The 25,123-nt window shown below is 62.8% G+C and carries 23 protein-coding genes and 2 riboswitches; of the genes, 14 read left to right on the plus strand and 9 right to left on the minus strand.

Annotated features, from left to right (window positions below; genetic code table 11):
* Window positions 1-383: 383 nt before the first annotated feature.
* Window positions 384-641, minus strand: a riboswitch (cobalamin riboswitch).
* A 49-nt stretch (window positions 642-690) separates the two neighbouring features.
* Window positions 691-1,488, minus strand: a complete 798-nt coding sequence (locus tag ACLBXN_RS06505) for an ABC transporter ATP-binding protein (protein ID WP_447611558.1) — start codon at window positions 1,486-1,488, stop codon at window positions 691-693.
* The gene (locus ACLBXN_RS06510) at window positions 1,485-2,549 is read right to left on the minus strand and encodes an iron chelate uptake ABC transporter family permease subunit (protein ID WP_087864258.1); all 1,065 of its coding nucleotides are present in this window, start codon (window positions 2,547-2,549) and stop codon (window positions 1,485-1,487) included. The genes ACLBXN_RS06505 and ACLBXN_RS06510 overlap by 4 nt, the downstream gene beginning before the upstream one ends.
* A gap of 237 nt (window positions 2,550-2,786) precedes the next feature.
* Window positions 2,787-3,030: riboswitch (cobalamin riboswitch) on the minus strand.
* Window positions 3,031-3,343: 313 nt separating this feature from the next.
* On the opposite strand from ACLBXN_RS06510, the gene ACLBXN_RS06515 reads away from it, so the two are divergent.
* The gene (locus ACLBXN_RS06515) at window positions 3,344-3,841 is read left to right on the plus strand and encodes a DUF2721 domain-containing protein (RefSeq protein ID WP_043004273.1); all 498 of its coding nucleotides are present in this window, start codon (window positions 3,344-3,346) and stop codon (window positions 3,839-3,841) included.
* Window positions 3,842-3,855: 14 nt separating this feature from the next.
* Window positions 3,856-4,185, plus strand: a complete 330-nt coding sequence (locus ACLBXN_RS06520; RefSeq protein ID WP_447611559.1) for a hypothetical protein — start codon at window positions 3,856-3,858, stop codon at window positions 4,183-4,185.
* A gap of 1 nt (window position 4,186) precedes the next feature.
* Here ACLBXN_RS06520 and ACLBXN_RS06525 read toward each other — a convergent pair whose 3' ends face one another.
* Complete coding sequence (locus ACLBXN_RS06525) at window positions 4,187-5,107, minus strand: HTH-type transcriptional regulator ArgP (protein WP_447611560.1); 921 nt, start codon at window positions 5,105-5,107, stop codon at window positions 4,187-4,189.
* 91 nt (window positions 5,108-5,198) lie between these two features.
* Between ACLBXN_RS06525 and ACLBXN_RS06530 the strand changes: the two genes are divergently transcribed.
* Window positions 5,199-5,849 (plus strand): LysE/ArgO family amino acid transporter, encoded by a 651-nt coding sequence (locus ACLBXN_RS06530; RefSeq protein WP_343677987.1) that lies wholly within the window; start codon window positions 5,199-5,201, stop codon window positions 5,847-5,849.
* A 58-nt stretch (window positions 5,850-5,907) separates the two neighbouring features.
* Here ACLBXN_RS06530 and ACLBXN_RS06535 read toward each other — a convergent pair whose 3' ends face one another.
* On the minus strand, window positions 5,908-6,216 hold the full coding sequence (locus ACLBXN_RS06535) for a hypothetical protein (protein ID WP_447611561.1): 309 nt from the start codon (window positions 6,214-6,216) through the stop codon (window positions 5,908-5,910).
* Window positions 6,217-6,371: 155 nt separating this feature from the next.
* Window positions 6,372-6,848: an Lrp/AsnC family transcriptional regulator gene (locus ACLBXN_RS06540; protein WP_043004189.1), complete on the minus strand. Its 477-nt coding sequence runs from the start codon at window positions 6,846-6,848 to the stop codon at window positions 6,372-6,374.
* Between the two features lie 88 nt (window positions 6,849-6,936).
* On the opposite strand from ACLBXN_RS06540, the gene ACLBXN_RS06545 reads away from it, so the two are divergent.
* The 4 genes from ACLBXN_RS06545 (at window position 6,937) to ACLBXN_RS06560 (ending at window position 13,196) form a co-directional block, all read left to right on the plus strand.
* Window positions 6,937-7,836 (plus strand): EamA family transporter, encoded by a 900-nt coding sequence (locus ACLBXN_RS06545; protein WP_447611562.1) that lies wholly within the window; start codon window positions 6,937-6,939, stop codon window positions 7,834-7,836.
* A 463-nt stretch (window positions 7,837-8,299) separates the two neighbouring features.
* Complete coding sequence (locus ACLBXN_RS06550; RefSeq protein WP_167010036.1) at window positions 8,300-10,222, plus strand: PrkA family serine protein kinase; 1,923 nt, start codon at window positions 8,300-8,302, stop codon at window positions 10,220-10,222.
* A 74-nt stretch (window positions 10,223-10,296) separates the two neighbouring features.
* Window positions 10,297-11,565 carry a YeaH/YhbH family protein gene (locus tag ACLBXN_RS06555; protein ID WP_447611563.1) on the plus strand — a complete coding sequence of 423 codons (1,269 nt, stop codon included), beginning with the start codon at window positions 10,297-10,299 and terminating at the stop codon, window positions 11,563-11,565.
* On the plus strand, window positions 11,562-13,196 hold the full coding sequence (locus tag ACLBXN_RS06560) for a SpoVR family protein (protein WP_407715984.1): 1,635 nt from the start codon (window positions 11,562-11,564) through the stop codon (window positions 13,194-13,196). Before ACLBXN_RS06555 ends, ACLBXN_RS06560 begins: the two co-directional genes overlap by 4 nt.
* 199 nt (window positions 13,197-13,395) lie before the next feature.
* On the opposite strand, the gene ACLBXN_RS06565 is transcribed toward ACLBXN_RS06560, so the two are convergent.
* Window positions 13,396-14,181 (minus strand): MetQ/NlpA family ABC transporter substrate-binding protein, encoded by a 786-nt coding sequence (locus tag ACLBXN_RS06565; protein ID WP_003055852.1) that lies wholly within the window; start codon window positions 14,179-14,181, stop codon window positions 13,396-13,398.
* A 157-nt stretch (window positions 14,182-14,338) separates the two neighbouring features.
* On the opposite strand from ACLBXN_RS06565, the gene ACLBXN_RS06570 reads away from it, so the two are divergent.
* Window positions 14,339-14,578 (plus strand): DUF3820 family protein, encoded by a 240-nt coding sequence (locus tag ACLBXN_RS06570; protein WP_043004196.1) that lies wholly within the window; start codon window positions 14,339-14,341, stop codon window positions 14,576-14,578.
* Window positions 14,579-14,667: 89 nt separating this feature from the next.
* Here the strand turns inward: ACLBXN_RS06570 and ACLBXN_RS06575 are convergent, their stop codons facing one another.
* A complete protein-coding gene (locus ACLBXN_RS06575; RefSeq protein WP_343677990.1) occupies window positions 14,668-16,497 on the minus strand; it encodes a sensor domain-containing diguanylate cyclase in 1,830 nt (609 codons plus the stop codon).
* Between the two features lie 397 nt (window positions 16,498-16,894).
* Here ACLBXN_RS06575 and ACLBXN_RS06580 point away from each other — a divergent pair, with 397 nt between their 5' ends.
* The 6 genes from ACLBXN_RS06580 (at window position 16,895) to ACLBXN_RS06605 (ending at window position 23,476) form a co-directional block, all read left to right on the plus strand.
* A complete protein-coding gene (locus ACLBXN_RS06580; RefSeq protein ID WP_211456006.1) occupies window positions 16,895-17,401 on the plus strand; it encodes a sigma-70 family RNA polymerase sigma factor in 507 nt (168 codons plus the stop codon).
* Window positions 17,402-17,407: 6 nt separating this feature from the next.
* Window positions 17,408-18,361, plus strand: a complete 954-nt coding sequence (locus ACLBXN_RS06585; protein ID WP_447611564.1) for a FecR domain-containing protein — start codon at window positions 17,408-17,410, stop codon at window positions 18,359-18,361.
* 111 nt (window positions 18,362-18,472) lie between these two features.
* The gene (locus ACLBXN_RS06590) at window positions 18,473-20,914 is read left to right on the plus strand and encodes a TonB-dependent siderophore receptor (RefSeq protein ID WP_447611565.1); all 2,442 of its coding nucleotides are present in this window, start codon (window positions 18,473-18,475) and stop codon (window positions 20,912-20,914) included.
* 236 nt (window positions 20,915-21,150) lie between these two features.
* Complete coding sequence (locus ACLBXN_RS06595; RefSeq protein WP_447611566.1) at window positions 21,151-21,441, plus strand: DUF3649 domain-containing protein; 291 nt, start codon at window positions 21,151-21,153, stop codon at window positions 21,439-21,441.
* 2 nt (window positions 21,442-21,443) lie between these two features.
* Window positions 21,444-23,129, plus strand: a complete 1,686-nt coding sequence (locus ACLBXN_RS06600) for a PepSY-associated TM helix domain-containing protein (protein WP_447611567.1) — start codon at window positions 21,444-21,446, stop codon at window positions 23,127-23,129.
* Window positions 23,126-23,476, plus strand: coding sequence for a DUF3325 domain-containing protein (locus tag ACLBXN_RS06605; RefSeq protein ID WP_447611568.1), 351 nt, complete (start codon window positions 23,126-23,128; stop codon window positions 23,474-23,476). Before ACLBXN_RS06600 ends, ACLBXN_RS06605 begins: the two co-directional genes overlap by 4 nt.
* 154 nt (window positions 23,477-23,630) lie before the next feature.
* On the opposite strand, the gene ACLBXN_RS06610 is transcribed toward ACLBXN_RS06605, so the two are convergent.
* Window positions 23,631-24,137, minus strand: coding sequence for an ABC transporter substrate-binding protein (locus ACLBXN_RS06610; protein WP_447611569.1), 507 nt, complete (start codon window positions 24,135-24,137; stop codon window positions 23,631-23,633).
* A 315-nt stretch (window positions 24,138-24,452) separates the two neighbouring features.
* The gene (locus tag ACLBXN_RS06615) at window positions 24,453-25,010 is read right to left on the minus strand and encodes an NADPH-dependent FMN reductase (RefSeq protein WP_447611570.1); all 558 of its coding nucleotides are present in this window, start codon (window positions 25,008-25,010) and stop codon (window positions 24,453-24,455) included.
* Between the last annotated feature and the right edge of the window lie 113 nt (window positions 25,011-25,123).

Genomic DNA, 25,123 nt, shown 5'->3' on the forward strand with positions numbered 1-25,123 from the left:
ACGCTGGCCGGGAGGTCCAGCACGGGTACGTTCACATGGGAGGCCGTGGTTGACGGCTGGCTGGTCTGCAGCTCATGCGAGGGCAGGCGGTTTTCCCGCACCGTGACTTCGGGCAGGGACTGCTGGGCCATGCCGACGGCGGGGCAGAGCAAAAGCAGCTTGAGTGCGGTGCTGCCTAGATGGCGCAGCTGAGGCTTGGAGTTGAGGGCGGAATGAAGAGCAGCAGAGGTTTGTGGATGAGAGCACATATCACGAGGCCGAAACTGCCTGAAGGGATAGCTGTGCCGCAGACAGGTCCGCCTTTACCAGGCATGACGCAATCCACTTTCTGGCCGCTATCCGCACCCCGCAGACAGTTTTCGTAAATACCGCCCCAAGGGGCGGAGTTGAGTCATCGGCAGGCCGGTCTCCGGGCTCACAGGCAATTCATTGCTGAATTCACGACTCGCCTTCCCAAAAGATGCAGACCGTCGCGATGCGAGGGGCCGGATCATGTCCAGTGGCTGCAAGCGCAGATGCGCTCGCATGAGTGTGTTGACCTGTTTACCGTTGCGGGGGCAGCCAAGGCTTCCTGAGCTTGCGATCAGACCTTGTTCCCGTTTCACTCGCTTCAAGCGAGCACCTTCCGAAACGAAGCGCCATCAAGGCGCCGCGAGAGTTTATCAGTCCCCGGGCGAAACGCGCAGGGATTTAGAGCAACTCGTCCGGCATGAACTCGATCAGCGGTCTGCCGCTGCGCTCGCTCAGGCGCACCTGGGCATGCACGCCGTAGACCTCGGCAATGGTCTGCGCGGTCAGCACCTGGGCCGGCGTGCCCTGTGCCACCAGTTCTCCTGCCTTGAGCAGGTACAGGCGGTCGCAGTAATGAGCGGCCAGTGGCAGCTCGTGCAGCGCGGCCAGCGTGGTCAGGCCCAGGCTGCGGATCAGGTTCATCAGCTCGAACTGGTGGCGTACGTCCAGGTGGTTGGTGGGCTCGTCCAGCACCAGCAGCCTGGTCTGCTGGGCCAATGCCCTGGCCATGAGCACGCGCTGCTTCTCGCCCCCCGAAAGGGTGGAGAACATGCGCTGCGCCAGCGACTGGGCACGGACCTGAGCCAGGGACTGGGCGACGATGCGGAAGTCTTGCTCGCTGTCCCGGGCGAAAGAGCTCTGGTGCGGCGTGCGACCCATGAGCACCACATCGCAGACGCGCAGATCGAACTCGCTGACGCTTTCCTGGGTCAGCACCGCCATGGAGCGGGCATTGTCGCGAGCGCTGCGCAGCCAGACGTCCTGTCCGTCTATGCAGACCGCACCGCTGGCAGGCCTGAGCATGCGGTAGATCATGCGCAACAGGGTGGACTTGCCGCTGCCGTTGGGGCCGAGCAGGCCGACCAGTTCGCCATGCCGGATATGCAGGCTGATGTCCTTGACAATGGAGGCGGCTGCCGTCTGCCAATGCAGGCGGCTGGCCTCCAGCAGGCAGCAAGCGCTGGGTGCGGAACTCACGGATTGCCCTTTTCCCGCACGCTCTTGCGGCACAGCATCCAGACAAAGAAGGGGCCGCCCAGCAGCGAGGTGATGACCCCCACGGGTACTTCGGCGGGGGCAAAGCTGATGCGCGAGAACACATCGACCCAGATCAGGAAAATGGCACCTGTGAGAGCGGCCACTGGCAGCACGCGCCGGTGCTCGGAGCCGACCAGCATGCGGGCGACATGGGGCACGATGAGGCCGACAAAACCGATCGGACCCGTCAGCGCCACCAGCACGCCCGTCACCATCGAGACCAGAACGAATAGCCAGCGCCTGGTGCGGGTGGTGTCCACTCCCAGCGTGGCGGCGGTCTCTTCGCCTGCCAGCAGTGCATTGAGTGAGCGAGCCTGTGTCAGCAGCAGGGCCACGCCAGCTGCCAGCAAGGCAGCCGGCAGGCCCAGCTCCTGCCAGCGGGTTCCGGCCAGGCTGCCCAGGGTCCAGGTGAGCACGGAGTTGGCCAGCTCGCGCTGATCGGCCGTCAGCACAATCAGGCTGGTGACGCCGCCCAGGCAGTAGGCAATGGCCACGCCGCCCAGAATGAGTCGCGATGCCTGCAATCGTCCATTGGCATGGGCCAGAAAGTACACGGCCACACAGGCCAGCAGCGCGCCGCTGAAAGCGCCCAGCGGCAAGGCCAGCTCGCCGGCGAATGCCAGTGCGCCGAAGGCCAGCACGCTTACGGCACCGACCGACGCACCGGAGGAAACGCCCAGCAGATAGGGGTCGGCCAGCGGATTGCGCACCATGGCCTGCATGGCCACGCCCACCAGCGCAAGGCCAGCGCCGGTCAGGGCTGCGAGCAATACGCGCGGCAGGCGCACGCGCCAGACAATCTGGTACTGGGCGCTGCTCCAGCTGCCCGAAGGCCAGTCCAGGCCCAGTCGCTGACCCAGCTCATAAGCCGTGATCTGCCAGGCTTGCCCGGGGGCGATCCGTACCGGCCCCAAGGTGATGGCCAGAGTCAGAGACAGCAGCAGCACTGCCGCCAACATGGCCAGCCATAGCTTCAGCTGATGGCGTTGCTGGACGAACATCTGTGTCAACGGCTGGGTCATGGCTGCAGCAGGGGGGGGTCCCAGGTGGGCATGGCGCCAGCGGGCCCGAAGCGCGAGGCGAAAGCCTGTGCAAGGTGTCTCATTGTCATTAGCCAGGGCAGACGGTCTGCATGCTGGTGACGAGATCGGGCGGAGGGCGGGACTCGCAGCCTGTTGCCGTCACGCTGCTCCCCGCAGACGCTCGTTGCACATGCCGACTGCCGGGACTGGGTCCGGGTGGTCAGCGCTCAACAGGCCGGTATCCGGGCTGGCAGATTGCGCGAGGCATGTCACTTCGCCTTCCCGGCGTTGCCGCGCACCTCGTCGAAGAGGCCACGTAGAACACCAGTGACAGACTCCTGCAAGCGCAAAAGCCATGAAGTGGTTTGATCTGCTTACCGTTGCGGGGGCAGCCAAGGCTTTGAACCTTGTTCCCGTTTAACCCGATGAAGCACCGGGCACCTGTCGCATGGAGAAAAAGCCTGCGGCACGGCCGTGCCGAGACTTGTTTCAGCAAAAAATTATATAGCAGCGCATCCAGACATCGTCTGGGAGATCAGGGCGATTCCTTTGGGGCAGCGAGGCACAGCTCAAGGTAGGCGTCGCGTTCAGCGAGGCTCTGGTGCAAGTTCAGGCACTGTGGCGACGCTGCCCGTGATCGATATCCGATGCCCAAACAGGCTGCAGCCGCCTGAAATGTCGGCGGCGGCTGTTTTTGAGTGGCTGCAGTCAAAACTGCGCTGACATTTGTGCACAAAATAGAGGCTGAGAAAGCCCCCGATTCTGAGGACATCATGAGCATCTGGTCCATCGACGCACAGACCGTCACCCACAGCATTCAGCTCGCTGTTGCGCCGGTTTTTTTTCTGACTGCCGTGGCCGGCATGATCGGCTCCGTAGCGGGGCGGCTGGCCCGCATCATTGATCGCGCCCGCAAGCTGGAGGAAAGCCTGCGCACCCTGGAGGATCACGATCTGATCGCCCGCCATCTCAAGGAGCTGCATTTTCTGCGCGAGCGCGGGCGGCTGGCCAACGTCTCCATTGCGCTGCTGACGCTGTGCGGCATGTGCATAGGGCTGACCATCGTGCTGCTGTTCGTGGGCCAGGCCTACGGCGTCAGCGGCCACGGCTATGCCGTGTTCAGTTTTTTGCTGGGAGTTCTGGCCTTTGTGCTGGCGCTGTGCTGCTTTCTCTGGGAGACCATCATGGCGACACGCATTCTGGACTTTCATATGCTCAGCCAGGCTAGGGCGGCCGTGCGCCATGTGGCGGAGTCCGAGCGCCGTCCCTGAGGGGTCTGCGAGACATGTTTTTCCTGCCTTTGATCCTGGTGCCCATCGTTTTCCTGATGGCACTTGCTCGCCTCTATCAGATTCCCGTGCAGCTGCGCTCGGGGCGGTTGCGGCTGGTCGAGCGTGGCAGGCCGGGCTTGCGCCTTGCTACCTTGCTGGCCTATGTCGGTCTGCTGACGGGTAGCGGGGCATTGCTCGCGGCCTTGGTGTATGCGAGCTTTTTCGCGCCACAGCGCTGGCCCGCCTATCTGCACCTGGCTCCTTATGTGGCGCTTTATCCCTTGCTGTATCTGGCTGCCGCATGGGTGTTCTATTACGGCCTGAAGAAGTCTGCTGCCGCCTGAGCTAGTCCTGCATGGGCTCCAGCCAGGCGGTCGCAGCATGGATGATGCAGTCGGTCAGACGCTGCAGGCTGGCCTGGGCATTGCGGGTGTGAGCCCAGTACATGGGAATGTGGAGATCTCTGCCCGGCAGCAGTTCCATCAAATCGCCACTGGCCAGCTGCGGGGTGATCAGCTGCGCCGGGTGCATGCCCCAGCCCATGCCCAGTTCCACGGCTCGGGTGTAGCCCTGATTGGAGGGCAGAAAGTGACGTGCATTGTTGCGCCGTCCGTCCAGTCCCAGACCATGGAGCCATTGGTCCTGCAGGCTGTCCTTGCGGCCGTAGTACATCATGGGCGCCTTGGCCAGCATCTGTGCCAGTTCCCGGTCCGACTCGGCTTGGGCCAGATGGCGCTGCACAAACTCCGGGCTGGCCACGGCGATATAGCGCATGCGGCCCAGCGGCCAGGTGTTGCAGCCAGCAATCGCCGAGCCCGTGGCGGTGACGGCGGCCATGACTTCACCTTCCTTGATGCGTTTGGCCGTGTGGTCCTGGTCGTCAATGCTGATGTCCAGCAACTCGTTGCCATCCTGCGTGAAAGCCGCCATGGCATCCATGAACCAGGTCGACAGGGAGTCGGCATTGACTGCCAGCTTCAGCGTGGGCAGGGCGGTCTGGCCTTCGGGGACCAGCTCGGGATTCTTGCGGCGCAAATCGTTTTCCAGCAGCGCCACCTGCTCCACATGCAGGCACAGGCGTCGTCCGGCCTCCGTGCCGCTGCAAGGCGTGCCTCGCAGCACCAGCACCTGTCCCACGCGCTCCTCGAGCAACTTGATGCGCTGGGAGATGGCGGAGGGGGTGACATGCAGCTTGCGCGCCGCACGCTCGAAGCTGCCCTCGCGCAATACCGCGGCAAGCGCTTCCAGTCCTGCGTAGTCAAACATTAGAAATTCTTCATTGGATTGAGTAAATGTAATTTTACTTAATTGCTCCGTGGAGCAAGAATCCGGGCCGGTTTGGAGGAGTCAGCGGCTCATGGATATGACAACTAATTTTTATTCCGCCTGGATTGCAGGCTTTACGGTGTGCGCTTCGCTCATTGTTTCCATCGGTGCCCAGAACCTGTATGTGCTGCGTCAGGCAGTGCAGGGCGAACATGTGAAGGCCTGCGTGGCTCTGTGTGTGCTCAGCGATGGGCTGCTGGTAGCGCTGGGGGTGGCCGGCATGGCGCAGATGCTGACCAGCTATCCGGCATTGGCCCAGTATCTGACGCTGGGCGGAGCTGCATTCTTGCTGGCCTATGGTCTTTTCGCCTTGCGGCGCATGTGGCTGGCTCCGGATGCAGCCATGGAAGCCGGCGAGCGCAGGGCGGCACCGCGCGGGATGATGAGCGTGCTGGCTGCGCTGGCGGCCATCACCTTGCTCAATCCCCATGTGTACCTGGATACGGTGTTGCTGATGGGCTCGATTGGTGCCCAGCAGGAAGGTGCGGGCCGCTGGTCCTACGTGGTGGGAGCTGCCTCGGCCAGCTGTCTCTGGTTTGTGCTGCTGGCGATGGCAGGGCGCCGTCTCAAGCACCTGTTTGCCAACCCCGGCGCCTGGCGCGTCATGGATGGCATCACCGGCGTGATGATGCTGGGTCTGGCCTGGTGGGTGGCGAGCAGCGCATTTGGAATGGACGTCTGAGTCTCAGGTCGAGCCAGCGCTTCGCACTACGGATTGCTGCGCAGGCGCTGGCTGCGGTTCAAGCCGCTGCAGCCTGCTCCCACAGACCCACGGCTTCGATGAGGTTCCAGCTATTGCATTCGATACGGTAGTGGCCTGTGGCTCCGGTTTTCTGGCTCTGGCCCTCGATCACCACAATGTGCTTGCCATGGCGCTGGGCTTGCGAGATCGGGCGGATCTTGTCGTAGTTGTGCTTCTCGGCAATGTCGCCGCGAAAGGCAATCGTCACCTGCTCGCGCCGGGGGAAGTAGTCCTTGGCATATTTGTCCAGCGTGCGATCGGCAACCAGCGTGGCCATATCGGGCGGGGTGGCGGAAGAAGTGTTCATCGTGTCTCCTCAAGAGTGGACTCTTGTTGTGTGCAGAACCTGAGCAGGTTTATGACGCAATTGTTGCATTTTGTTTCCGGTGGCGCCAGTGCCAATCTCCATGGCAGATGGCAGCCATCGTTCTGCACCAACTCGGGCCACAAGGCAGAACTGCCTCATGGCGCGGACAGCGGCAGCTGCAGACCTGTCTTGATGCGTTCCAGTGCGATCGAGGTGCTGTAGCGGCGAATGTTCTCGTCTCCTTCGAACAGGCGTTTGCAGATGGCCTGGTAATCATCCATGTCGGTTGCCGTGACGACCAGGATGTAGTCGGTTTCGCCCGTCACATAAAAGCATTGCTGCACGGCCGCTTCATCGGCGATTCTGGCCCTGAAGCCGCGCGACAGGTCCGGCCTGTCGTTGACCAGCTGCACGGTGATGATCGCGGTCAGCGTACGGCCCACCTTGACGGGCTCCAGCACGGCCACGTTGGCGGCAATCACCCCAGTTTCCTGCAATCGCTTGATGCGTCGCTGCACGGCCGGGGCCGAGAGGTTGATGTGCTCCGCAATCAGACGCTGTGGCATGAGGTTGTCACGCTGGAGCAGGGCAAGAATCGCGTGGTCAAAGGAGTCCAGATCGGCAGCAGGCATGGTGTGGGATGGGTTGAGAGCGAAACTTGCAGATTCAGGGCCGAAAACGAGCAAATTTCGCGGGTGACATGCAATATCGTACCCACCTATGTCAAAAAACAGCTGGAATCACTGGTGGCCCGTGTTGGCCGTATTGGGCTCGGTCACTGCACTCGGGCTGGGAACTTCGCTGGCCAAGCAGCTGTTTCCCCTGGTCGGTGCCCAGGGAACCTCGGCATTGCGGGTGGGCTTTGCCGCGCTGATTCTGGTGTGCGTCTGGCGGCCCTGGCGCTGGTCGCTCAACCGTCAGCAGGCACAGGCGCTGCTGATTTTCGGCATGGCGCTGGGCGGCATGAACCTGATGTTCTACATGGCGTTGCGCGATATTCCGTTTGGCCTGGCCGTGGCCATAGAGTTTTCAGGGCCGCTGGCCGTGGCCATCTATTACTCACGCCGTGCACTGGACTTTGTCTGGCTGGCGCTGGCGGTTGCCGGGCTGGCCATGATTCTTCCTCTGGGCGGCAATGCTTCGGGCCTGAACCTGTCGCCGGTGGGCATTGCCTGTGCGCTCGGAGCCGCCATCTGCTGGGCCTCCTACATCGTGCTGGGGCGCAGGCTGGGCCATATTCCCAGCGGTCAGGCAGTCTCCCTGGGCTTGCTGTGCGCGGCTTTGGTGGTGGTGCCATTTGGCGTGGCCGAGGCCGGGCTCAAGCTGCTGACGCCGTCGATCCTGTTGTTCGGTCTGATGGTGGCGGCCATCTCCAGTGCCTTGCCCTACACCTTGGAAATGCTGGCCCTGCGCCGCCTGCCGCCTGCGACCTTTGGCATTGCACTGGCGACCGAGCCGGCCATTGCGGCACTGATGGGCATGCTGCTGCTCAGCGAGCATCTGAGCGCCACGCAGTGGACTGCGATTGCCTGCATCATGGCTGCAGCCATGGGCAGTGCCGTGACGCGGCCAGGTAGCAAACCGCCCACCGTGGATGCATCGGCAGCCACTTCCGGATGAATACCCATGCTATGAAAAGAGGTGCTGTAAGCGCTTGCTAATCAATGCTTTGCAGAATTTTTTCTAGTGAATAACCCTAGAAATTTGCGCAGCAAGCTCTTTTTTCTGTAGCTGGATGGGTCTGAAGCGCTGCCTGGGCAGCGCTTTTTTTTGCACATCGGCCTGGCTACCGGCAGCCGTTTTCTATGATTCCGGAGTCGCTGAAATCCTGAATACTGGCACACAGATAGCGTGTTTCATGACACAGGTGAAGCCAGTCCTCTATGCTCATTTTGAGTCCTGTTTTTTGACCGGTTTTTGCGCTATCCGGTTTGCGGTTTTGGCTGTCGTGGCTACTGCGTATTTGTAGGACTCTCGGTCTATTCAAATCAGGAGCGAGGTGCTACAACGGATGCACACGGTAACGAATGCTTTGCAACATTGCGGCACTGATTCGAACCCTGGTGCCGCCACGGGAGGTCATATGGATGTCATCAGCAATTCCGCAGCACGCTATGTCCGCCTGCGTGAAGAAGAAATGTCGCTGGACGAGTACCTGAGCCTTTGCCTGCGTGACCCTATGGCGTACGCGGGTGCCGCACAGCGCATGTTGGCGGTCATCGGCGAACCCGAGATGGTGGATACCCGCAACGACCCCGTGCTGTCGCGTCTGTTCGCCAACAAGGTCATCCGCCGCTACCCCGCTTTCTCCGAGTTCTACGGCATGGAAGATGCCATCGAGCAGGTGGTGAGCTTCTTCCGCCATGCAGCCCAGGGGCTGGAGGAGCGCAAGCAGATTCTCTATCTGCTGGGACCGGTGGGCGGCGGTAAAAGCTCTATCGCCGAGCGCCTCAAATACCTGATGCAGAAGGCCCCGTTCTACGCGCTCAAGGGATCGCCGGTGAACGAGTCGCCGCTGGGTCTGTTCGACCCCGTGGAAGACGGTCCGATTCTGGAAGAAGAGTTCGGCATTCCGCGCCGCAATCTGCAGCATGTGCTCTCGCCCTGGGCCGTGAAGCGGCTGGAGGAGTTTGGCGGGGACATTCGCCAGTTCCGCGTGGTCAAGCGCTACCCCAGCATTCTCAAGCAGATCGGCATTGCCAAGACCGAGCCCGGCGATGAGAACAACCAGGACATCTCGAGCCTGGTGGGCAAGGTGGATATCCGCAAGCTGGAAAACTTTTCTCAGGATGACACCGACGCCTATAGCTACTCGGGCGGCCTGTGCCTGGCCAATCAGGGTCTGCTGGAATTCGTCGAAATGTTCAAGGCACCCATCAAGGTGCTGCACCCCTTGCTGACCGCCACCCAGGAAGGCAATTACAAGGGCACCGAGGGGTTTGGCGCCATTCCTTTCGACGGCGTGGTGCTGGCCCACAGCAATGAAAGCGAGTGGAAGGCCTTCCGCAACAATCGCAACAACGAGGCCTTCCTCGACCGCATCTACATCGTCAAGGTGCCTTACTGCCTGCGCGTGAGCGAGGAGGTCCGCATCTATGAAAAGCTGATCCGGGAGTCTTCGCTGGCCAACGCCATCTGCGCGCCCGGCACGCTCAAGATGATGGCGCAGTTCTCCGTGCTCACACGTCTCAAGGAGCCGGAGAACTCCAGCATCTTCAGCAAGATGCAGGTCTATGACGGCGAAAGCCTCAAGGACACGGACCCCCGTGCCAAGAGCTACCAGGAATACCGCGACTATGCGGGCGTTGATGAGGGCATGGAGGGCATCTCCACCCGCTTTGCCTTCAAGATCCTGGCCAAGGTCTTCAACTACGACAGCACCGAAGTGGCGGCCAACCCCGTGCACCTGATGTATGTGCTGGAGCGGCAGATCGAGCGCGAGCAGTTCCCCGCCGAGCTGGAGACCAAATACATAGGCTTCATCAAGGAATATCTGTCTCAACGCTATGCCGAATTCATCGGCAAGGAAATCCAGACCGCCTATCTGGAGAGCTACAGCGAGTACGGCCAGAACATCTTTGACCGCTACGTCACCTACGCCGACTACTGGATTCAGGACAGCGAGTACCGCGACACCGATACCGGCGAGGTGTTTGATCGCAATGCGCTCAATGCCGAACTGGAGAAGGTGGAAAAGCCTGCCGGTATTGCCAACCCCAAGGATTTCCGCAACGAGATAGTCAACTTCGTGCTGCGGGCCAGGGCCAACAACCAGGGCAAGAACCCGAGCTGGACCAGCTACGAAAAGCTGCGCGTGGTGATCGAGAAGAAGATGTTCTCCAACACCGAGGAGCTTCTGCCTGTCATCAGCTTCAACGCCAAGGCCAGTGCCGAGGATGCGCGCAAGCACGAGGACTTCGTCACCCGCATGGAGGCCAAGGGCTATACGCCCAAGCAGGTGCGCCTGCTCTGCGAGTGGTATCTGCGCGTGCGCAAGAGCAGCTGACCGAGGGACCGGTGGTCGTCCTGGGCGACCACCGGCGCGATGATTGAGAACAGTCCCTGGAGATGGGAGCACAGATGGCACTGCATATCATCGACCGCAGGCTTGCAGGCAAGAACAAATCGGTGGGCAACCGCGAGCGGTTTGTGCGGCGTTTCAAGGAACAGATCGCGGAAGCGGTACGCAAGGCCGTGTCTGCGCGAGACATCCGCCATATCGACCAGGCGGAAACCATCACCATCCCGAAAAAGGACATTCAGGAGCCGGTCTTCAGGCATGGGCAGGGCGGTATCCGCGATGTCGTGTTGCCTGGCAACCAGGAACATGTGCGCGGCGATCGCATTGCGCGCCCGCCCAGCGGGGGCGGCGGCTCGGGATCGCAGGCCAGCGACAGCGGCGACGGGCAGGACGACTTCACCTTCACGCTGACCAAGGAAGAGTTCATGGATCTCTTCTTTGAAGACCTGGCCCTGCCGCGCCTGCTGCGCAACCATATCGGCAACACCCTGCAATACAAGACCAGGCGCGCGGGCTATAGCCATGACGGCACGCCCAGCAATCTGGCATTGGTGCGAACCATGCGCGGTGCCCTGGGGCGACGCATTGCACTGACCAAGGCCGCGCATCGCGAGCTCAAGGAACTGGAAGAGCAGCTCGACGCCTTGCTGGCGCAGGATGACGGTACCAGCGAGGCGGTAGCCGAGTTGCAGCGTCAGATCGACGCCCTGCGGGAGCGCATAGGCGGAGTGCCATTTCTCGAACAGCTGGATCTGCGGTTCCGCAACCGCAGCAAGGTGCCCGTGCCCAGCAGCCAGGCCGTAATGTTCTGCGTGATGGACGTGTCAGGCTCCATGGATCAGGAGCGCAAGGAGCTGGCCAAGCGCTTCTTCATTCTGCTGTACCTGTTTCTCACCAGGCATTACGACAAGATCGAGATCGTCTTCATTCGCCATCACACCCAGGCGGCGGAGGTCAGCGAAGACGAGTTCTTCCACTCCACCGAGAGCGGCGGTACGGTGGTCAGCAGCGCGCTGGTTCTGCTCGAGCAGATCATCAGGGCCCGTTACCCGGTCAATGACTGGAATATCTATGTGGCCCAGGCCAGCGATGGCGACAACTTCAGCGACGACGGAGGCAAATGCCACAGCATCCTCGCCGAAAGAATACTGCCGCTGGTGCGCTACTACGCTTATCTGCAGGTGGTGCTCGAGGAGCAGAGCCTTTGGGATGAGTACAACCGTCTGCTGCCGCTATTTCCCCATTTCGCCATGCGCAAGGTATCGGCCGCCAACGAGATCTATCCGGTGTTCCGTGATCTCTTCAAAAAGGATGGGGTATCGATATGAACCTCAATCTCTATCCCGTGCTGGATCTCAGGGCCAGCAAAAGAGCCGGCAATTCGCACACGCAAGGGGAGTCGCGTTACCGCGATGTTCCGCAGGCGCCGCTGGTGGCGTCGCAGCGGCCGTCGTCCCCGCTGCCCGATCCCAGCGACTGGACTTTCGAGCTCATCGAGCAGTATCACGCGGCGATTGCTGCCACGGCCGAGCGCTATGGCCTGGACACCTATCCGAACCAGTTGGAGATCATTACGGCCGAGCAGATGATGGATGCCTATTCCAGCGTCGGCATGCCCGTGAACTATAGGCACTGGAGCTATGGCAAGGAGTTTCTGGCCACGGAGCGCCGCTACCGGCGCGGCCATATGGGGCTGGCCTACGAGATCGTCATCAACGCCAACCCCTGCATCAGCTATCTGATGGAGGAAAACAGCACGGCCATGCAGGCCCTGGTGATTGCCCACGCCGCTTATGGGCACAACAGCTTCTTCAAGAACAACTATCTGTTTCGCATGTGGTCCGATGCCGGCAGCATCATCGACTATCTCGTCTATGCGCGCGACTATGTGGCGCAATGCGAGGAGCGCTACGGTCTTGACAGCGTGGAGCAGCTGCTGGACTCCTGCCATGCGCTGTCGAACTTCGGCGTGGATCGCTATTGCCGGCCCTCGCACAAAAGCCTGTCGCGCGAGCGCGCAGAGCGCGAGGAACGCGAGGCCTATGTGCAGCAGCAGGTCAATGTGCTGTGGCGCACCCTGCCTGCCCGAAGGGACAAGGACAAGGACAGCACGGTGCCGGGCAGCGAGCGCTTTCCTCGCGAGCCCGAAGAGAACATTCTGTATTTCATCGAGAAGAACGCTCCCTTGCTCGAGCCCTGGCAGCGTGAGATCGTGCGCATCGTGCGCAAGATCGCCCAGTATTTCTACCCGCAGCGCCAAACCCAGGTCATGAACGAAGGCTGGGCCACGTTCTGGCATTACACCCTGCTCAACACCTTGTACGACGAAGGCTGGCTGACCGATGGCGTGATGCTGGAGTGGCTGTCATCGCACACCAATGTGATCTACCAGCCGCCCGCAGGGCACCGGGCCTTCAGCGGCATCAACCCCTATGCGCTGGGCTTTGCCATGTACCGCGATATCCGGCGCATCTGCGAAAAGCCGACCGAAGAGGACCGCCGCTGGTTCCCCGACATGGCCGGCACACCATGGTTGCCGGCGCTGCACCACGCCATGCGCAACTACAAGGACGAGAGCTTTGTCGGCCAGTTCCTGAGCCCGCAGCTGATGCGTGACATGCGCTTGTTCTCCCTGCATGACGATCCCGAAGAGCGTGATGTGCTGGTCAGCGCCATCCACGACGAAGACGGCTATCGCACGCTGCGCCAGTTGCTGTCGCAGCAATACGACCTGGGAGCACGTGAGCCCAACATTCAAGCCTGGAGCGTGAATCTGCGTGGCGACCGCAGTCTGACGCTGCGGCATACCCAGTACCAGGGCAGGCCGCTGGCCGAGGATGCGCAGGAGGTGCTCAAGCATGTCGCCAGGCTATGGGGATTTGGCGTGCACCTGGAAAGTGTCAATGGCGATGGCGAGACACCGGTGCTGCTGCATTCTGTGCCAGCTCCCTCGCATTGAGGCACTGCAAGTGAAAATGGCTTCAAACGCTTTCCTGTAAAGCGCTATAAGCTATCAAAATGAAAGCAAAAAGCGCTGCCGTAGCAGCGCTTTTTTTAGGCTCGGGCCGTCAAGTGCAGTCCGCGGCCGGGTCTGCCCGGCCATGGGACTATGCAGTGCAGCCGCGACACCCTGCGAAGAAGGGCGTGGCCTGTGCGCATCAGAACGCAGGAACCACGGCGCCCTTGTACTTTTCCTGGATGAACTTCTTGGTGTCTGCCGAGTGCAGAGCGCTCATCAGCTTGGCAATGTCGGCGCCGTTGGCGCGGTCCTTGCGGGCCACCACGATATTGGTATAGGGCGAGTCGGCGCCTTCGATGAACAGCGCATCCTTGGTGGGATTGAGCTTGGCTTCGATGGCGTAGTTGGTATTGATCAGAGCCAGGTCGACATCAGCCAGTGCGCGGGGCAGCAAGGGCGCTTCCAGTTCCTTGAACTTCAGCTTCTTGGGGTTCTTGACGACGTCCAGAGCCGTGGGGGTCAGGCTCTTGGGGTCCTTGAGCTCGATCAGGCCATGCTTGGCCAGCAGGATCAGCGCGCGGCCACCGTTGGAGGGGTCGTTGGGAATGGCCACGGTGGCGCCATTCTTCAGATCCTTGATGTTCTTGATCTTGCTGGAATAGGCGCCGAAGGGCTCCACATGCACCTTGCCGTTGGGCACGGCCACCAGCGAGGTCTTGCGGTCCTTGTTGTAGCTGTCCAGATAGGGCTGGTGCTGGAAGAAGTTGGCATCTAGCTGCTTGTCTTCCACTGCGGCATTGGGCTGGACGTAGTCGCTGAACTCCTTGATTTCCAGATCGATGCCCTGAGCCTTCAGTGCGGGCTTGATGTGGTTGAGGATTTCGGCGTGAGGCACGGCCGTGGCGCCCACCTTGAGCACGTCAGCGGCCTGGGCCGACAGCGCCAGAGTGGCAATAGCGATAGCAGAAAGAGCTTTCTTCAACATTGGTTCTGACTTTCTTCAGCAAGTTGCGATAAATCCCGGGCCTTGTCTGGGCCGCAGTGAACTAAGGTGCATAGTCTAGTGCCCTGTACCAAGGCCTGCAGGACATTTTTCTTATTTGGTTATAAGAGCGTCGTTTTTTATACAAAGTTTCCCTGTCATGAATCCCGAAATGCTGGAGCGCCTGGTGCGCGTGTCTATGCCCTATGGCAAGTACAAGGGCCGCCTGATTGCCGATCTGCCCGGCAATTACCTCAACTGGTTTGCCCGCGAGGGCTTTCCCAAGGGGGAGATCGGCCAGTTGCTGGCCTTGATGCAGGAGCTCGACCACAACGGACTCGGTGCCTTGCTGGAGCCGATTCGCAGGGCCCAGGGCCTGCCGCCCAGGGCGCAGGAATAGGCCGCAACAGGGTTCTCGGCCAGGCGTGAGTTGCACAGAACAGGAGATGAAATCGGCGGGCCCGGGCTGCGGCCGGGCGGCGCGAGGCTTCAGCTCCCGGGGCCTTGTGCCAGATCCGCGTGCTGGACAATGCGTCCCTTGCCCGCATGCTTGGCCTCATACATGGCTTCGTCCGCTGTCTGCAGCAGGTTTGCCGTGGAGCTGCCTTGCACGCTGATGGAGATGCCGATGCTGCAGCCGACCTGAACCATCACTCCGCCTTGCAGCGCGATCGGCTGGCGCACGGCCTCCATGCAGCGCTTCATCACGGACATGGCCTCTTCGGGCACGTGCAGGCCGGACAGCAGCACCACGAATTCATCCCCGCCCAGGCGGGCGACGCAGTCGCCAGCCCGAGCCTGGGCCAGCAGACGGGCCGCGACCACGCGCAGAACCTCGTCGCCTGCGTCATGGCCCTGGGTATCGTTGACCTGTTTGAAGCCATCCAGGTCCATGAAGCACACGGCAACCATCTGACCGTCCGCCAGTTCCTGGTTCAGCGTTTCCTCGAGCGCGCGGCGGTTGGCCAGGCCCGTCAGCGCGTCGTGATTGGCAAGATGGTTGGCGGCCTGCTCGCCGCGCTTGAGGGCGTCGATGTCCACCAGGATCCAGAGCGACTCCTCAGCGTTGAGCAATGTGCCCGATGCATCGACCCACAACAGCTTGCCTTCGGCATTGCGCATCTGGAACTGCGCATGGAATTTGCCCCGGGCGAGCAAGGAGCTATAGGCTTTCTCGCCGATGCGCCTGTAGGAGGCCTCATCCGGGTACAGCGTGCGCGTGGACGCACCCTGCAGTGCCGCAGCCGACTGCTTGAGCAGGCGGCGCATGGCAGGGTTGGTCCAGACGATTTTGCGCTCGCGCAGGCGCGCCATGCCGATCAGATCATTGTCGATGACCAGCTCCTGCTCCTTGCGGATGCGGCGTTCGCGCTGCTGCAGACGATATAGCGCCACAGAACCCAGGGCGATGAAGGCGATGCACAGGCCGGCCAGGCCCCAGGCCCGCCAGGCCGAGGCGCGCCACATGGCCATATAGGCTTCGGTGCCAAGTCCCGTGAACACGGTCAGCGGATATCCGGGCAGCCGGTGGTAGGCCGTGATGCGCTCCACGCCATCAATCAGGGTCGGCGTGATGTACCAGCCTTCCTCGCGGTTGCGGCCGACGGCACGGTGATACTCGGGCGAGACGGCGGCCTTGCCGATGCCGGCTTCGGCGTCCTGGCTTTCGGCCGGATAGCGCGCGACCAGCCGGGCCTGATCGGTGCGCAGCGCCATGGCGCTGCTCGTGCCAAAGGACTGGCGCTGGAACAGTTGGTGAAAATGCTCCGCCGCGACGATGGCATAGACGATGCCCTGGAACTGACGGTCATCGGACTGAAGACGCCGGGCCAGCACGATGGACCATTTCCCGAAGGAGTGGCTGATCAGGGGCTCGGACACCACCATCCTGTCTGTTTCGCGGGCTTGGGCGAAATAGTCGCGGTCGGCCACCGAAAACGGCAGATCGGCTTCGCTGGGCGCGATCAGCACCTGGCCCGCACTGTCAGTGGTGCGCAAGGCCGTGACAAAAGGGATCAGGGCACGCTGCTCCTGCAGCATTTCATACAGGGCAGAGTTGGCAGCGGGCAGGCCGTCAGAGCTGCGTGCACGATAACGGCTGGCAATCGCCGACAAGGCGTTCTCGACCAGTCTCACCTCGGCAGCCAGCTCCAGGCTCAGGCTGCGTGCCTGGTGTCGTGTGACGGCCACTCCCAGCTCCATGTCCGCGCGGTAATTGGCATGCACGCCCAGCCAGGTGGCAAAGCACAGCAGGGCGGCTACCAGCAGGTTGCCGAGCACGATGCGACGCAAAAGCCGGTGAGGATGAAAGCCTGTCATCTTGATTCTTGAGTTTCCTGATTGGCAGCCCGGGCCGCAAGCGACGCGGTCACCGGCCCAGTAAAACATCGCCGATCTCGGCAGTGCAATAGCCATCGGAAAGTCTATCGGAGGCTGCGGCTCGCAACCGTGGGCCGCCGCCGCGCCCGATCATTGTTTGCCTTTTGCCACACCATCCGGTTGCCGCGATCTCTGGGCAGGCCCGGCATAGAGCAGGGCTTGCGCACAGTGATCTCTGCGCGGCGCTTGCGATCCTTGTGCTTCCAGCCGTCCGGCCTCGGCGCGGCGGGCTGGATGACGGAGCCCGATCCTTTCGGAAATAGTGACGCCTTTGCTTACATTGAAAATGAGAATTGATATCATTTGAGTTTCGCCCGAGCTTTATCTCCATCGCACCATGTCCGCTGCCGAATCCGTCATCCACCGCGAAGTCACCGCGCTATACATCGACCATCACGGCTGGTTGCAGGGCTGGTTGCGCAAAAAGGTCGGCAATGCCTTCGATGCGGCCGATCTGGCGCAGGACACCTTCGTGCGCATACTCGGTGTGCGCGAGCCGCAGCAGATTGAGTCGCCGCGTGCCTATCTGACCACGGTGGCCAAGGGCGTGTTGGTCAACTGGTGTCGGCGCCAGGCGCTGGAGCGCGCCTATCTGGATGCACTGGCCCTGCTGCCCGAGCCCGAAGCGCCGTCGCCCGAGCACCGGGCCCTGGTGCTGGAAGCCTTGCACGAGATAGATGCCATGCTCGATGCCTTGCCGCCCCTGGTGCGGCGCACCTTCCTGCTGTCGCAGCTGGAAGACATGAAGTACGACGCCATCGCGCTGCAACTGGGCGTGTCGCTGAGCAGCGTCAAGCGCTACATGGCCCAGGCTTTCAGGCATTGTCTGGCGCTGATGGATTGAAGCGCCATGGATGCACGCCTGCTTGACGAAGCCGCGGACTGGCTGGTCCGCCTCAACGATGAAGGCCTGACGGCGGCCGAGCATGCCGCCTTCGAGCGCTGGCGCCATACCAGCGCCGACCATGAAGGCGCCTGGATTCGGGCCGAGCTGCTGATGGGCAAGCTCGGTGGCCTGCCGACAGCGTTGGCCATGCCTGCACTGGACCGAACGCAGCGCCGCAGCCGAAGAGCCGCCGTGACCAGACTGGCGGTGCTGCTGGCCGCTGTGCCTGGTGGCTGGATGAGCTGGCGCATGGTGCAGCAACAGGGCTGGACGGCCGATCTGCGCACTGCCACGGGAGAGCAGCGCAGCGTGACGCTGGCCGATGGCAGCCGTTTGCTGCTGGATACGGCAAGCGCCGTGGATATCCGCTTCGATGCTCATCAGCGCCTGATTCATCTGCGTCGAGGCTCCATCCTGCTGGAAACCGCCGCCGATCCCAGCGGCGTGGACCGGCCCTTGCTGGTGGCGACGGCCGTGGGGCGTCTGCGGGCACTGGGCACGCGCTTTTCGGTGCAGCAGGACAGCGAGGGCCGGTTCGTGGACCTGGCCGTGACGCAAGGTGCTGTCGAAGTCACGCTGCACGGAGCCTCCCGGCCTGAGCTGGTGGTGCCTGCGGGCAACTGGGCGCGCTTGACTGACCGGGGCGCCGGAGCGCTGGAGACGGCGAGCGCGCAGCAACTGGCCTGGGCGCAGGGCATGCTGGTGGCGGATGCCATGCCCATGGCCGAAGTCTGCGCACGGTTGGCACGCTACCGCTCCGGTCTGCTGCATTGCGCCCCCGAGGTGATGGCCATCAAGGTCTCGGGAGCCTATCCCCTGGCTGATACCGATCGGGCATTGGCCATGCTGGCCGAGACCTATGCCGTGAGCGTGCACCAGCGCTGGCGCGGGTACTGGGTCACGGTGGCGGCGCGCTGAGTCCGCTGGAGCGGCCGCAAAAAAAAAGATGTAGGCAGCTGAGACTTTTTCGCAAGTTGTTTGGCAAGCAAGGTGAACCACTCATTTTTTGCTTCCAAAGGACTGCTTTTCATGCCTGCTTCCATGGCTTCCCGTTCCCTGCCGAATCCTGTATTTAGACCCGTTGCGCGCGCCGCCCGACTTGCCCTGCTGGGCTGGGCGCTGGCGGCAAGCGCCGTGCAGGCTGCCGAGCCGTCGGCCGCCGGCCAGGCCCAGACCTACCGGATAGAGGCAGGCCCGCTGGGCCGGGTGCTGTCCGAGGTGGCGGCCACGGCCGGCATGGCGCTGTCCTTCGACCCAGCGCTCACCCAGGGCCGGCAAAGCCCGGTTCTGGCCGGCAGCTACACGCCGCGCGAGGCATTGCAGCGTCTGCTGGCCGGCAGCGGTCTGGAGCTGGTCTCGCGTCCCGGCGGCAGCTACACCCTGCAAAGGCAGGCCGTGGCTCCCATCTCGGTTGAGGAGGGCAGCACGCTGTCCGAGGTGCGCGTGACGGCTCAGGCCGAGCGCAGCGGCACCACGGAAGGCACGGGAAGCTACACCCAGACGGGGCCCAGCCGCACGGCCACGGGTCTGAACCTGACGCTACGCGAGACGCCGCAGTCGGTCAGCGTGATGACGCGCCAGCGCATGGATGACTTCAAGCTGGAGACGCTGGCCGATGTGCTGGAGCAGACGCCGGGCATTGGCGTCTATCGCCAGAACAACGCGACGGACTTCCAGGCCCGCGGCTCGGAAGTGAATCTGCAGGTCGACGGCATGTCCCAGCTCAGCAACGGCTGGTACTTCGTCACCAGCACCATGTATGCGCTGGACGATATGGCCGAGATGGACCGTGTCGAGGTGCTCAAGGGCTCGTCGGGACTGGTTGTCGGCAAGGGCGGCTATGGCGCCACCGTCAACCTGATCCGCAAGCGCCCCACGCGCGAGTTCCAGGCCAGCGTGCGCGCCAATGCCGGCAGCTGGGATACCTACCGTGCGCAGGCCGATATAGGCGGCTCGCTCAATGAGGCCGGGACGCTGCGCGGTCGCGTCGTGGCTTCCATGACGGACGCGGGCAGCTTTCGCGACAATGAAAAGAGCAACAGCAAGATGCTGTTTGGCACGCTGGAGGCGGATCTAACGCCCGATACCCTGCTGAATCTGGGCATCACGCTGCGTCAGCGCGAGGCTCGCGGCTTCGGCACGACCCGGCCCATACAGCGCTACACCGCGGCAGGTGCCGAAGTGGGGTTGATGCCGCGCTCCTTCAACAACGGTGCGCCCTGGTCGGGCTATGAACAGGACAGCACCGAGCTGTTCGGCAGCGTGGAGCAGCGTCTGGCCCATGACTGGACGGCAAGCCTGAAGTTCTTCCATCAGAGCGTGAAGATGGACGACATGACACTGGGCTACCTCTGGAACAGCACCACTGCTGCCTATCTGCCCTGGAAGGATGTGGAAAACCGCAACTGGTCGGTCAATCTCGATGTCAAAGGCCCGTTCAGCTTGCTGGGACGCACGCACGAGTTGCTGGCCGGCATGGGCATGTCGCGCTACCACAGCGACCTGCTCTACGGCAGCTCCAAGAGCGTGCCACTGGCCAATCTGGGCCTGAGCTATGCCCAGGGCGGCGGCGCGCTGGCCCAGCCAGACTTCAACAACTGGAACTATGACCGCCATGTATTCAACCAGCGCCAGCGTTATGCCTATGCTGCAGGGCGCTTCCGCCTGGCAGATCCGCTGCAGCTGATTGCGGGCATGCGTGTGACGCAGTACCGCCAGCATGACGTGACGCCCACCTGGTGGAACTACGATATGCGCGAAACCGTCACCACGCCCTATGCCGGCCTGGTCTATGAAGTGCATCCCCAGGTCTCGCTGTACGGCAGCTACGCCACCATCTTCAAGCCGCAAAGCGCCCAGGACGCGCAGGGTCGCACCCTGGATCCCGAGCAAGGCAAGACCTTTGAAGTCGGCGCCAAGGGCGAATTCCTGGACAAGCGACTCAACGCCAGCATCGCCCACTTCTGGATGAAGACCGACAACTCGGCCGAGGAAACCGGCGCCTTCACGCCTGGCGGCGATATGGCCTACCGTGCCGTCAACGGCGCCACGCGGCGCGGCTGGGAGCTGGAGCTGTCGGGCGAGCTGGCGCGCGGCTGGCAAGTCCAGGGTAGCCTGGTGCAGCAAAACAGCTCGCTGACCAGCTCCAGCCTGTATCCCAAGTACCAGCTCAAGCTCGGCAGCACCTACCGCTTCGAAGGCGGCGCGCTGCGCGGTCTGACGCTGGGGGCGGCGACTCGCTGGCAAAGCAAGACTTCGACCAGCGACAGCCACAACACTCTGGCACAGCAGTCCTACGCGGTGCTGGATCTGATGGCCCGCTACCAGGTCGACAAGCATCTGTCGCTGAGCCTGAACGTGAACAATCTGCTGGACAAGAAATACTTTGCCGGCGTCAGCAATCTGGGCGGCCTCTACTACACCTGGGGTGCGCCGCGCAGCGTGAACGTGGGCATGCGCTACGACTTCTGAGGGCTGGCGCCACTTCTGCCTGAGTGCGGCGGCCACTTCTGCCTGAGTGCGGCGCGCCAGGCGGGCGATTGCTGGCCCGCTCTGCCATGGTTCAGCCAAGCCCGGTGGGGGCCGGCCTGTGCCAGGGCGTGGCGCGGATGACCCTTTTTGGGTTTTCGTTTGTCATACATAAAGAAAGGGCCTTGCGGCCTGCTTTGCCCCGGGCTGTCCGGGGCCTTCATCTCTTTCCTTATGTCATGACTCCATTCTTTCTACGCTTTGCGGGCAGCAGCGTCCTGTCCCGGCTGCTGGCCGCCGTCCTGGGCGGCTATCTGCTGGCCAGCGCCCTGGCCGTATTCCTGGCGACGGTCCTCTCCGAGCCGCGTGCCGAGTCGGTGCTGGCGGGCATGCTGTGGAGTTTCCCTGCGTATCTGCTGGCCGTGATCTGGGCCTTTTCGCCGGTGTCGCCGGGCCGCGTCTGGCTGGGGCTGCTGCTGCCCAGCATCCTGCTGGTGGGCGCCTCTGCCTGGCTGGCTGGAGGAGCTTGAGCATGGCCGAGCGTAAAAATGCGGGCGGAGCCGGCCAGGGCGGTTTTCGCCAGGCCCAGGCCTGGCTGCACACCTGGTGCGGCCTGTGGTTTTCCTGGTTGCTGTTCGCGGTCTTTTTCACGGGGACGCTGGCGGTCTTCGAGGAGCCCATCTCCCATTGGATGACGCCCGAGCATCACGCCCAGGAGCAGGCGCAGGCGGCCGCCCGAGCCTCCGGCCAGCGTGGGGGTGATCTGGGCCAGCGCCTGGCCTGGGGCTTGGCCTATATGGAAAAACACCATCCGGGGGCCGAGATGTGGGAGCTGTGGCCTTCGGATGCCGAGGGCGTTGGCGACCTGCGTGTCTACTGGTTCGATGAAAAGCGCCAGTACGCTGCGGCCGAACTGGATTCCGCCACCGGGCAGCCGCTGGGCAAGGACCAGTCTCATGGCGCCGTGCGCGCCACCAAGGGGGGCCACCATTTCGTGGATTTCCACTACCGGCTGCATGCAGGGCAGGCGGGCCTATGGGTGGTCGGCATTGCGGGCATGGCCATGCTGGTGGCGCTGCTCAGCGGGGTCATCACGCACAGACGCATCTTCAAGGACTTCTTCACCTTTCGTGCCCGCAAGGGGCAGCGCAGCTGGCTGGATGCCCACAATGCGGTGGCGGTGCTGACGCTGCCGTTTCAGATCATGATTGCCTATACGGGGATTGCCATCTCCGCCTCGACCTTGATGCCGGCCGGCATTGCGGCCTATTTCGGCACGGGCAGCCAGGGGCTGCGCGACTATGTGGTGGCGCTCAACGAGTCGGACAGGCCGGCACCGTCGGGCCGGTCCATGGCGGTTCCGCAGCTGGAGCCGTTTGTGCAACGCGCCCAGGTGCTGATGGGCCAGCCCGTACGGGCCGTGGTCGTGGACAACCCCGGCGATGCGGCGGCACGCATCGGCGTCTACGGCTGGAACAGCGAGGAGGAAATGCAGCAGCGCCTGAACCCAACGACCGGCATGGTGATGTTCTCGGCGGCGACAGCCGAGGTGCTGAGGCTGCGCCAGCCTGGCGAGGTGGACGGTGGTGACGCCTCCATGACCAAGTCGGTGATAGGTAGCCTGCACCAGGTGGAGTTCGGCGGCCAGGCGCTCAAGTGGCTGTATTTCCTCTGCGGGCTGGCGGGCAGCGCCATGATGGCCAGCGGCGCCATCCTGTTCATGGTCAAGCGCCGCGGCAAGCACCTGGGCCGGCAGGCCGGCGAGTTCGGCAGCGCCACGGCGCGCGTGTACCGGCTCGTCGAGGGACTCAATGTCGCGGCCATCGCCGGTCTGGGCTTGGGCTGCATAGGCTATCTGTGGGCCAACCGCCTGGTTCCCGTCGGGCTGTCCCATAGAGCGAGTTGGGAGCTGGCGGTGTTCTTCGGGCTGTGGGGCCTGACACTGCTGCATGCCATGGTGCGTGCTCCCGCAGCAGCATGGCGGGAGCAGCTGGGCCTGCTGGCCGCCTTGTGCCTGCTGCTGCCGCTGCTGAACTGGATCACGGTCGGTGACAGTCTGCCTGCGCAGATCGCTCGCGGCGACTGGGAGAGCGCAGGGGTGGAGCTGAGCGCCATGGCGCTAGGATTGCTTGCAGCCTGGGCCTGGCACTATCTGCGGCGCCGCAGCGCCCGTTCGGAAAGCCCGGTTTCAGCGAGCAAGATGGAGGTGGGAGCATGAATGTATTGCAAGCATCGTGGCTGGCATTTGCGCTGAGCTTTGCGGGCATGGCGGCGCTGGCGTTTGCCATGGAACGCCACCACGAGCAGCTTACGGCTGCCATGGAGATATCTGCGGCGCGAGCGCGGCTGCTGCGCGTAGTGGGAGTGGGGCTGCTGGCTGCGGCGGTCATGCCCTGCGTACAGGCCTGGGGCTGGTCCGTAGGCGTCGTGGCCTGGCTGGGCTGGCTATCGGCAGGCGCATTGCTCGTCGTTGCCCTGATCAGCATCGCTGCCCGCGGGGCCGCTGCGGCTGCCTGCATTCTGGCGGCGGCTGCAGCGATCATGGCCGCTGTCTGGAGCGCCTGAGTTCGAGGTGGAGGTCGGCATCGGCGGGCACGACCAACTCATGGTGCATGGCCGCGTCCGCGTATCTAGCGTGAAAAAAAGGATGCAAAAAAAGGGATGCAGGTGCATCCCTTTTTTTGCAGTGGCCGCAGGCCCGGCGTGCCGGGCCTGTTGATTACTTGACAGCTGCGCGAGCGGCTTCTGCCTTGGCCTTGGCATCGTCCAGCTGCTTTTGCAGGGCTGCAGCCTCGGCTTCGGCCTTCTTGGCCTCTTCTTCCTTGGCCTTCTTGGCTTCGGCTTCCTTGTCGCCACCGCCCATGGCGCCGGCAATGGCGTTGCCGGCCATGGTGCCAGCCACGGCACCGACGGCAGCGCCGGCCATGGTGCCCATCATGCCGGAGCCACGAGCGGCAGGTGCCGCTGCAGCTGCGGGGGCGGCAGCAGGGGCCGCTGCGGCAGCGGCAGGAGCAGCAGCCTTGGGCGCGGCGGCGGCAGGAGCCACGGGCGCGGGCTGAGCCGGCGCCTTGTTGCCGATGCTGGCAGGGCGCACGGACTTGCTGCTGCCCATGCGCTTGGCCTGAGCCAGCGAAGGCACGGTCAGCGATGCGATGGCGATGGCAATCACGGAGGCGGCAGCACGGTACGAAGTCTTCACGAAATGGTTTCCAGTCATGGTTGTCATAGACGGCCGCCCGCACTCAGACGAGCGAAGGCAACCAGCATGCCCTGCAACGGTTGTCGCAAAAGGCTTGCTTGCTATGGTATTTAAAGTCGAGAGGTGGATTTTCAAGGTGCCGAGCTGAAACTGTCCGTAAAAGGACAGGGCTCGGACCCTGGCGGCCGGATGTTGTGTGATGTATGAGGCCGCACGCTATTGTAGGAACAGTCTGCGTGCGCAAAAGTTCCAGCAGTCTTCAATGCAGGGAAATAGTCATGAAGTGCCCCGCAGCGCTTGGTGCATAAGCGGGGCATGCTATCGAATCGGAGGAAGATTGCTTTAGCGCTTCTGGTGCAGCTGTACCCAGTCCAGAAAGCGTGTCATGTACTTGACGAGGAAGTCATGGCTGCCCTGGCCGATTTTGCCGTCAGCGTCGAGCAGCGTGTCGGACCAGCGCACAAAGCCTTCGGGTTGGGGAAGGGTGGGCATGTCCAGCGACACCAGTACATTGCGCAGGTGCTGCTGGGCCATGGCCGTGGCGGCCGCGCCGGGCGAGCTGCCGATCACGGCGGCCGGCAGTCCTGCCCAGACGGATTGGCCATAGGGACGGCTCAGGCCGTCCAGCACGTTCTTGAGCGATGCGGGGATGGAGCGGTTGTATTCTGGTGTCACGAACAAAACGCCGTGGCAGCCGCGAATCTGGGGTTTGAGGTCGTCAAAGGGCTGGAAATCGGGGGTGTTGTCGAAGTCGCGGTTGTAGACCGGCAGGCGGCTGATATCGATGAATTCGAAATCGGCCTTGTCCTGCATGAGTGCAGCCAGGCCCTGGGCGAGCTGACGGTTGATGGACTGCTTGCTGAGGCTGCCCACGATGACGGCGATTCTGAGTTGGCTCATGCTCTGACCTTTCGACTGGGTTGAGGTGGATGCATGGCACTGTAGCAAAGCTGCCGGGGATGGCTGCACCGCAGCGGGCGCAAAAAAGCCGCTGACCCTGGACGACAGGGCCG

Source organism: Comamonas sp. C24C, from assembly GCF_053345995.1.

Bases quoted from the DNA above. Each gene is read 5' to 3' on its own strand.
- ACLBXN_RS06525 (WP_447611560.1), bottom strand. From the start codon at position 5,107: ATGTTTGACTACGCAGGACTGGAAGCGCTTGCCGCGGTATTGCGCGAG.
- ACLBXN_RS06520 (WP_447611559.1), top strand. From the start codon at position 3,856: ATGTTTTTCCTGCCTTTGATCCTGGTGCCCATCGTTTTCCTGATGGCA.
- ACLBXN_RS06550 (WP_167010036.1), top strand. From the start codon at position 8,300: ATGGATGTCATCAGCAATTCCGCAGCACGCTATGTCCGCCTGCGTGAA.
- ACLBXN_RS06535 (WP_447611561.1), bottom strand. From the start codon at position 6,216: ATGAACACTTCTTCCGCCACCCCGCCCGATATGGCCACGCTGGTTGCC.
- ACLBXN_RS06555 (WP_447611563.1), top strand. From the start codon at position 10,297: ATGGCACTGCATATCATCGACCGCAGGCTTGCAGGCAAGAACAAATCG.
- ACLBXN_RS06585 (WP_447611564.1), top strand. From the start codon at position 17,408: ATGGATGCACGCCTGCTTGACGAAGCCGCGGACTGGCTGGTCCGCCTC.
- ACLBXN_RS06560 (WP_407715984.1), top strand. From the start codon at position 11,562: ATGAACCTCAATCTCTATCCCGTGCTGGATCTCAGGGCCAGCAAAAGA.
- ACLBXN_RS06575 (WP_343677990.1), bottom strand. From the start codon at position 16,497: ATGACAGGCTTTCATCCTCACCGGCTTTTGCGTCGCATCGTGCTCGGC.
- ACLBXN_RS06570 (WP_043004196.1), top strand. From the start codon at position 14,339: ATGAATCCCGAAATGCTGGAGCGCCTGGTGCGCGTGTCTATGCCCTAT.
- ACLBXN_RS06565 (WP_003055852.1), bottom strand. From the start codon at position 14,181: ATGTTGAAGAAAGCTCTTTCTGCTATCGCTATTGCCACTCTGGCGCTG.
- ACLBXN_RS06580 (WP_211456006.1), top strand. From the start codon at position 16,895: ATGTCCGCTGCCGAATCCGTCATCCACCGCGAAGTCACCGCGCTATAC.
- ACLBXN_RS06610 (WP_447611569.1), bottom strand. From the start codon at position 24,137: ATGACAACCATGACTGGAAACCATTTCGTGAAGACTTCGTACCGTGCT.
- ACLBXN_RS06530 (WP_343677987.1), top strand. From the start codon at position 5,199: ATGGATATGACAACTAATTTTTATTCCGCCTGGATTGCAGGCTTTACG.
- ACLBXN_RS06595 (WP_447611566.1), top strand. From the start codon at position 21,151: ATGACTCCATTCTTTCTACGCTTTGCGGGCAGCAGCGTCCTGTCCCGG.
- ACLBXN_RS06600 (WP_447611567.1), top strand. From the start codon at position 21,444: ATGGCCGAGCGTAAAAATGCGGGCGGAGCCGGCCAGGGCGGTTTTCGC.
- ACLBXN_RS06510 (WP_087864258.1), bottom strand. From the start codon at position 2,549: ATGTTCGTCCAGCAACGCCATCAGCTGAAGCTATGGCTGGCCATGTTG.
- ACLBXN_RS06590 (WP_447611565.1), top strand. From the start codon at position 18,473: ATGCCTGCTTCCATGGCTTCCCGTTCCCTGCCGAATCCTGTATTTAGA.
- ACLBXN_RS06545 (WP_447611562.1), top strand. From the start codon at position 6,937: ATGTCAAAAAACAGCTGGAATCACTGGTGGCCCGTGTTGGCCGTATTG.
- ACLBXN_RS06540 (WP_043004189.1), bottom strand. From the start codon at position 6,848: ATGCCTGCTGCCGATCTGGACTCCTTTGACCACGCGATTCTTGCCCTG.
- ACLBXN_RS06615 (WP_447611570.1), bottom strand. From the start codon at position 25,010: ATGAGCCAACTCAGAATCGCCGTCATCGTGGGCAGCCTCAGCAAGCAG.
- ACLBXN_RS06515 (WP_043004273.1), top strand. From the start codon at position 3,344: ATGAGCATCTGGTCCATCGACGCACAGACCGTCACCCACAGCATTCAG.
- ACLBXN_RS06605 (WP_447611568.1), top strand. From the start codon at position 23,126: ATGAATGTATTGCAAGCATCGTGGCTGGCATTTGCGCTGAGCTTTGCG.